Source organism: uncultured Clostridium sp. (assembly GCF_963527835.1).
Classification (GTDB): domain Bacteria; phylum Bacillota; class Clostridia; order Clostridiales; family Clostridiaceae; genus Clostridium.
Map to the genome: position 1 here is coordinate 183,514 of NZ_CAURTC010000004.1, position 6,750 is coordinate 190,263.

At 27.6% G+C, this 6,750-nt stretch carries 5 protein-coding genes and 8 tRNA genes; 12 read left to right on the forward strand and 1 reads right to left on the reverse strand.

Features of this window, described 5'->3' with window-relative positions:
- The first annotated feature begins 200 nt into the window (after nucleotides 1-200).
- Complete coding sequence (locus RYM86_RS04315) at nucleotides 201-1,682, forward strand: ABC transporter substrate-binding protein (protein WP_315078095.1); 1,482 nt, start codon at nucleotides 201-203, stop codon at nucleotides 1,680-1,682.
- 72 nt (nucleotides 1,683-1,754) lie between these two features.
- Here RYM86_RS04315 and RYM86_RS04320 read toward each other — a convergent pair whose 3' ends face one another.
- Nucleotides 1,755-3,413, reverse strand: coding sequence for a hypothetical protein (locus RYM86_RS04320; RefSeq protein ID WP_315078097.1), 1,659 nt, complete (start codon nucleotides 3,411-3,413; stop codon nucleotides 1,755-1,757).
- Between the two features lie 246 nt (nucleotides 3,414-3,659).
- Between RYM86_RS04320 and rph the strand changes: the two genes are divergently transcribed.
- From rph to RYM86_RS04375, 11 genes are all read left to right on the forward strand, one after another.
- Nucleotides 3,660-4,409: a ribonuclease PH gene (rph, locus tag RYM86_RS04325; protein ID WP_315078099.1), complete on the forward strand. Its 750-nt coding sequence runs from the start codon at nucleotides 3,660-3,662 to the stop codon at nucleotides 4,407-4,409.
- Between the two features lie 3 nt (nucleotides 4,410-4,412).
- Nucleotides 4,413-5,030, forward strand: coding sequence for an XTP/dITP diphosphatase (locus RYM86_RS04330; protein ID WP_315078101.1), 618 nt, complete (start codon nucleotides 4,413-4,415; stop codon nucleotides 5,028-5,030).
- A gap of 11 nt (nucleotides 5,031-5,041) precedes the next feature.
- The gene (locus RYM86_RS04335) at nucleotides 5,042-5,521 is read left to right on the forward strand and encodes a metallophosphoesterase (protein ID WP_315078102.1); all 480 of its coding nucleotides are present in this window, start codon (nucleotides 5,042-5,044) and stop codon (nucleotides 5,519-5,521) included.
- Nucleotides 5,522-5,649: 128 nt separating this feature from the next.
- Nucleotides 5,650-5,725, forward strand: a tRNA-Pro gene (locus RYM86_RS04340).
- A 22-nt stretch (nucleotides 5,726-5,747) separates the two neighbouring features.
- A tRNA-Gly gene (locus tag RYM86_RS04345) sits at nucleotides 5,748-5,821 on the forward strand.
- A gap of 233 nt (nucleotides 5,822-6,054) precedes the next feature.
- A tRNA-Arg gene (locus tag RYM86_RS04350) sits at nucleotides 6,055-6,131 on the forward strand.
- Nucleotides 6,132-6,137: 6 nt separating this feature from the next.
- A tRNA-Pro gene (locus RYM86_RS04355) sits at nucleotides 6,138-6,213 on the forward strand.
- Between the two features lie 22 nt (nucleotides 6,214-6,235).
- Nucleotides 6,236-6,309: transfer RNA gene (locus RYM86_RS04360), tRNA-Gly, on the forward strand.
- A 14-nt stretch (nucleotides 6,310-6,323) separates the two neighbouring features.
- Nucleotides 6,324-6,400, forward strand: a tRNA-Arg gene (locus RYM86_RS04365).
- Between the two features lie 5 nt (nucleotides 6,401-6,405).
- Nucleotides 6,406-6,481, forward strand: a tRNA-His gene (locus RYM86_RS04370).
- Nucleotides 6,482-6,486: 5 nt separating this feature from the next.
- Nucleotides 6,487-6,561: transfer RNA gene (locus tag RYM86_RS04375), tRNA-Gln, on the forward strand.
- The last annotated feature ends 189 nt before the right edge of the window (nucleotides 6,562-6,750 follow it).

The window sequence follows — 6,750 nt, forward strand, 5'->3', positions numbered from 1 at the left end:
CATATATTTATGGTTAAATAAAGTAAAAATAATAAAAACAGGTATTTAAACATAATGTTTTGTTTTAGTATAGCGTTGATGTAGGTATAAGCGAAGGTAGACGGAGTAATAAAATTAATTATAAATATTAATGATTATAAATAAAATAAAATGTTAATAATCTAATTATGTATATTATGAGAGTAAGGAGGGTATTAACATTGAAAAAATACTTGTTACCTATATCTTTAATTTTTATCATAGGTGCTTTTTTATTAGGATTTATTCAGATTGATAATGTTTCATCAGATAAAAAAGGTGATGATGTTATTAATTATGGAGTAGAAGATATACCAGATAATTTAAAGAATGTTACTAATTTATCTAAGCGAGATGAAGATATAATTTGTGCAGTTAGTAGAGGTTTGGTTTCAAAGGATATAGATAATAATATATTACCTTCTTTAGCTAAAGAAATAATTAAAAGTGAAGATGGAATAGAATATGAATTTAAGATAGATGATAATATATATTGGAATGATGGAAGTAAAATAACTTCAGATGATGTAATTGTGTTTTTCAGAGAACTATTAAAAGAGGATGATGAAGAAAACATACAAGCATTATTAGATGTTTATGGTGCTAGAGGATTTAAAGATGGAGAAACTACTTTTGAAAAAGGAGTTGCAATAAAATCTAAAGACAACAGTGTAGTTATAAGACTTAATGCTAAAAATGATAAATTTTTAAGTGAATTAACTAAGCCACAATATAGATTAAGAAAGTATTTGGTTATGTGGGAAAATATAAAAAAGAATTACAATGAAGTAATTTATAGTGGAGATTATAAAATAACATCATTTATGAATGACAAAATAACGTTAGAATCTAATAATAATGATGGAAATAAGAAGGTCATAAATTTAATAAATGATAGCAATGTAGAGTTATCTATGGCATCATTTGAAATAGGAGAAAGAGATATTGTTATAAATCCACCACAAAGCCAATTAAATAAATTAAGTAATAATGGAAGCTTAATAACAATGCCTAAAGATACAGGTGTGTATTTATATATAAATGATAAAAATAATATTTCTTTACAAGGTAGAAGAGAAATATATAAGTATATATCAGAATCTATGGAAGACTATTCTTCTTCAAATGATAAATCATTTGAGTTGGCTGAAGGTAGTTATTTTAGAGAAAATAAAGAAGATTTAACTAAATTACAAACAAGAAAAGTAATAAGTAATAAGGAAGAGGAGTGGTCTCCACCCAAAGTACTTACTATATTATGCAGAGATAATAGCATTAACAGAGAGTTATGTAGGGTTATAGAAAAATGGTTTGACGAAAACACAGACATATCTATAAAGTATAGTTTATTAAAAGAAGATGAGTTTAATGATGAAGAATTACAAAAAAGATATGATATGATATTAGTTAACAATGAAGCAAATATTTTAGATAAAGATAAATTTTATAAAAAATTTATTAATTATATGAGTGACAGTGAAAAAGAGATTTTGTTATCTAATAATTGCAATGATGATATATATCTAAATTTAGAAAATAAGATTTTTGAAGAATATAAAATAGTACCATTGATGTTTTATAATGAAAACATAGCTTTTTCTAAAAAAATATCAAATATTAAAATGGATGGTAATGGAAATATGGATTTTTCATCTATACAATGATTCATTATAGATTAAGGCTATATCATTGGTAATACGTCAATGATATAGCCTTATATATTTTACAATACAGTATTAATTTTTTTTATTATTAGATTTGTATTTAGAATACTTTTTCGATTTAGTATTTGAATTAGATGGTGTTTTATTTAGATTAGTTGTTAATTTTGGAGAATCAGGAACCTTTAAATTTAAGTTTGTACTAACATCAACATCTTCTATTTCAATGTTATTTAGTTCTGATGAATTAATGACTTTATTATTAACTTCATTATTAACTTTATCATTAATATCTGCTGTAGTTCTGCAATCAGTTATAGATGTTTTATTTTTACTAAATCCCATTTCTTTTTCAATATCATCTTTAAGAAAATATATAAATAATAAAAAAGAAAACATATTTTTATTTGAATCAAAAGATACTTTAGGTACTGTAAAACAATCTTTTTTTCTAGAATAACTTAAGTTTTTAACAAATATAGGAGCTAATCCATTACTTCCTGGAGTAGGTAAGTTAGGCATTCTGAAATAAGTTTCATCTAGCATATCTTCAGATTTTAAGCTTAAATTTTTATATCGTTCTACTTCATCTAAAGTTGGAGCTTCAGGCCAACTTGTTAACAGATTGTTATTCACGTAAAGTTTTCTATATATGTTAGATATAATAGGTTTTAATTCTGAAATTTTATCTTCTTCTTTTGCATGAATCATTAAAGATAACAAATAAAAATTAATTTCTAAACAAGAATACTTAGTTTCTTTTTTATCTGTAAGTTTAATAAAAATATTTTTATCATTATCATATAGACTCAATAATTTATCATTAATTTCTTTACTAGTTTCTTTAAAAGAAATTATATTTGTATGTTTGTAAGATTCTATTAAGCATATAGCTAATAAACAACAATTTTCTAATGAATTTACATAATAGTCTTTTACCATGAATCTATTTATTAAAAAATCACTTAAGTCTAATATTAAGTCTTTAGCTATAGGATTTTTTGAATACTTGTAAAAAATATTCAAGCATAATAAAATATTTAAATCTTCTTCAAATGATAAGTCGTAAAGAGATTCTTTATAATCTCTTAATACACATAAAATTTCATTAGAAAATCTTTCATAATCATTACCATCAACATCAGATTTATTATAGAAAGAATATAGATAATAAGCTGCCATCATAAAAGATTGGTCACAGAAGTTAAACTTATCATTTTTATCTATTAGATTAAAACCTTTAGAATTTCCATCAGACGTATTTTTTTTATCAACAAAAACTCCTTCATTATTTCGAAGGTTTTTTGAATAGAATTTTAGCTGTTGTTTTGCTATATATTTAAATGACTTTTCGAAAGATATAATGTTTCTATTATCTTTATCGTAATTAGAATAATAGTCACTTAACTCTAATAGACACAAGGTCATTAAAGCGTTTGTTGAAGGGTTTATTTCCTTTTTAAAAGTGGATTCATCAAACCCATGTGAAGTTTTATTGTGTATAAACATAGGTGATGATTTCTTATATATACATATTAGTGGAGAAAAGTCATTTAATATGCTAATATCATTTGTAGAAGAAGATTTTTTTGAAACTCTAATAGGAATTAGAAGACCACATTTTGAATTAAGAACAATAGTTTTTACTGATTCCTTTGATAAATAAAAAAGCTGATTACTAATTTCCTTTTGAGAAAGACTATTCATTCTAAAAAATGGCCCTATATATCTCAATTATATTCACCTCTCTAAAAATTCTCATACTATTAATTAATATGAGTTTAATTCAAAAATAGTGCATAAAATCTAAATAAAAGGTGAAATTTTTTAATAAAGGTATTAAAAAGGTCTTTAAAGCAATCTATTATTTATATATGTTAATATTAATAAATTAAGTAAAAATAATAATTAATTTTAAAAATATATACAATATAAAAATATAATAAATTTTGAAATATATATGTTTGGAGTGTGATTTCGTTGAGAATTGATGGAAGAAAAAATGAGCAAATAAGACATGTTAAAGTGACAAGACATTATACAAAGTATGCAGAAGGTTCAGTATATATAGAAGTAGGCGATACAAAAGTTTTATGTAATGTTTCTATTGAAGATAAAGTTCCACCATTTATGAAGGGAACAGGATCAGGATGGATTACAGCAGAATATAATATGCTTCCAAGATCAACAGAAACAAGAAAAATAAGAGATATTGCAAGATTAAAAATAGATGGAAGAACAATGGAGATACAAAGACTTATAGGAAGAGCATTAAGATCCGTTGTAGATTTAAAGGCTTTAGGAGAAAAGACATTATGGATTGATTGTGATGTTATTCAAGCTGATGGCGGTACGAGAACTACAGCTATTTCAGGAGCATTTATAGCATTAGTTGATGCTGTTAATAAATTGCATAAAATAAAGCCTTTTAAGATATATCCTATTAGAAATTTTGTTGCAGCTGTGAGTGTTGGTATAGTTAATGATGAGAAAATATTAGATTTATGTTATCAAGAAGATTCAAAAGCAAAAGTAGATATGAATATAATTATGACTGATGAAGGTAGCTTTGTTGAAGTTCAAGGTACTGGAGAAGAGAGTCCATATACTAGAAATGAGTTAAATGAATTATTAGATTTAGGAGAAAAGGGAATAAAACAAATGATTAATGTTCAAAAAGAATCATTAAAGATGGATTCTCTTTGGATTGGTACTGGAGGTAATAATTAGAGTATGAAAAAATTTATTTTAGCTAGTAATAATACAAATAAAATAAAAGAAATGAAAGAATTATTAAAAGATTTAAATATTGAAATAAAATCTTTAAATGAAGAAAATATAGATATAGATGTAGAAGAAGATGGTAATACATTTGAAGAAAATGCAAAGAAAAAAGCTAAAGAGATATATGATTTATTAAAATTAAGGAATGAAAAGGACTTTTTAGTTTTGAGTGATGACTCAGGATTACAAGTTGATTACTTGAATGGTGCACCAGGAATATACTCAGCTAGATATGCAGGAGAACATGGCAATGATAAAAAGAATAATGAAAAACTATTATTGGAATTATCAAATGTTCCGACTAATAAAAGGACTGCTAAATTTGTGTGTCAAATAGCTATGTTTGATGAAGACGGAAAGTATTATTCAATAACTGGAGATGTAAATGGATATATTTTAGAAAAGCCGCAGGGAGATGATGGCTTTGGATATGATCCTTTATTTTTCTATGATCCATTAAATAAAACTTTTGCAGAGTTAACTCTAGAAGAAAAGAATAATATAAGTCATAGAGGAATGGCTTTAAAAAAATTAAAAAGCACAATATTAAATCTTATAAGCGAATAGGGGAGCAAATCATGTTAATTGCAGTAATAAGTGATACTCATAGAATGAGCAATTATATAAAAATGGCTAATGAATATATAAAAGATGCTGATATTGTTATACATTTAGGAGACAATGTTGAAGATGCAGAAGAAATATCAAAAGAATTTAATGGTGAGGTTTATATTGTAAGTGGAAATTGCGATTATAAAGATAAATATCCTAAAGAAGGAATTATAGAGATAGAGGGTATTAGAATATTTTTTACTCATGGTGATTTGTATGGTGTTAAATATGGTTTAAATAATATTTATTATAAAGCAAAAGAGATAAAAGCAGATATAGCTCTTTTTGGACATACGCATATTTCAATGATAGAAAAATATGATGATGTAATATTAATAAATCCGGGAAGTTTATCATTACCAAGAAATAGGGGGAGATATATAGGGTTTATAGAGGTAGAAAAAGGAGTAAACCCCAGTGTTTATCTAAAAGAAATGAATATATAAAATAAAATATAGAATATAAATTTAGTTGCATATATAAAAAAATATAATAATTTTTCAAAAAAGTATTGACGAATTAATTTGGATATTGTAGAATAGTCATTGTCGTCAGGAGATAACAACAATGACTCCGGGGTGTGGCGCAGATGGGAGCGCGCGTGGTTTGGGACCATGAGGTCGCAGGTTCGATCCCTGTCACCCCGACCAATTACAACATAAAATTAAATATGCGGGTGTAGCTCAATGGTAGAGCCCTAGCCTTCCAAGCTAGTTACGTGAGTTCGATTCTCATCACCCGCTCCATTAACATTAATAACTAATAATCCTTGATGAATGTTAAAAGTAATTTAAACATGAGAATGAAAAAGTTACTTGACATAACTTAAAGAATAACTTATAATGATAAAGGTTCTTGGGTTAAAAGCTTCAAAGGGATTTTAAAAGATTCAAAAAAGAATTTTTTAAAAACTTGACAGAATAAACCTTATGAATTAAAATAATAAACGTTGTAACAAGAGATACGAAAAATAAAATATGCGTCTTTAGCTCAGCTGGATAGAGCAACGCCCTTCTAAGGCGTGGGCCAGGGGTTCGAATCCCTTAAGACGCACCATTATCTCGGGGTGTGGCGCAGATGGGAGCGCGCGTGGTTTGGGACCATGAGGTCGCAGGTTCGATCCCTGTCACCCCGACCAATTACAACATAAAATTAAATATGCGGGTGTAGCTCAATGGTAGAGCCCTAGCCTTCCAAGCTAGTTACGTGAGTTCGATTCTCATCACCCGCTCCACTAAAATAAAATATGCGTCTTTAGCTCAGCTGGATAGAGCAACGCCCTTCTAAGGCGTGGGCCAGGGGTTCGAATCCCTTAAGACGCACCATTATGGTGAATGTAGTTCAGTTGGTAGAGCGCCAGTTTGTGGCACTGGTTGTCGTGGGTTCAAGTCCCATCGTTCACCCCATGTAATGGGATGTCGCCAAGCGGTAAGGCAATGGACTTTGACTCCATTATGCGTAGGTTCGAATCCTGCCATCCCAGCCAATTACTTTTACTAAATTAGTAAGGTTTAGTACGAGGAAACAATGAATTTATGAAATGAGTAGTACTTATGTACAGGAATGAATAAATTCTGTAGTTGACGAAGTAATAAAACTTAATAAGCGAGTAAAAAAATGTGGTTCACTAGCTCAGTCGGTAGAGCACATGACTTTTAATCATGGTGTCCCGGGT